This window comes from Campylobacter concisus (assembly GCF_002914195.1).
In the GTDB taxonomy this organism is placed as follows: Bacteria; Campylobacterota; Campylobacteria; order Campylobacterales; family Campylobacteraceae; genus Campylobacter_A; species Campylobacter_A concisus_M.
In genome coordinates, this window is sequence record NZ_PPAU01000121.1 from 1 (window position 1) to 549 (window position 549).

Below are 549 nucleotides of genomic sequence, written 5' to 3' on the forward strand. Positions count from 1 at the left end.
GTGTGGGGACAAGAATTATCCAATATAAACACTTAAAGACAAGTAAAAAGGGGAAATAATGAATAATTTAGATAGAGTTATGGCAACATTGCCACGTTATGAGCTAGAAGCAATGGGGCTAATTAATAATAATGTTATTAGTAATGAAGCAGAGGAATTTTACATCTCATATAGTAATTCACGATTTTCGGTTTCAGATTATGGTTGCGACACAACAGCGTTATATGTTAATGAAACTGGTCAATTTCTTATCCTAAGAGGGGACCATCGTGATGGCTATGCAGGTCTAAATTTTAATGAAGCCATTGAGTATTTTTATAACCATATCGAAGATGCTCACAAATACTCCGATCATGGAAGAATATATATATTTGATGAAGAAGCAAATAGCTTAAACTGCGTAGCAGGCGGTTATTGATTGAAAGAGGCATAGAGAGGCCGACCAAGATCTCGCTATGCCTACAACAGTGAAAAAACTTATATTCATCCTTATCGGAATGAAACGTTTCAATAGTATTTTATAAGCACTTAAAAGCTAATAAAATATGC

1 protein-coding gene is annotated in these 549 nt (G+C 34.2%); it reads left to right on the forward strand.

Features of this window, described 5'->3' with window-relative positions; all coding sequences use genetic code 11:
- Positions 1–58 precede the first annotated feature (58 nt).
- The gene (locus CYP28_RS08370) at positions 59–418 is read left to right on the forward strand and encodes a hypothetical protein (RefSeq protein WP_103593839.1); all 360 of its coding nucleotides are present in this window, start codon (positions 59–61) and stop codon (positions 416–418) included.
- Positions 419–549: the final 131 nt, after the last annotated feature.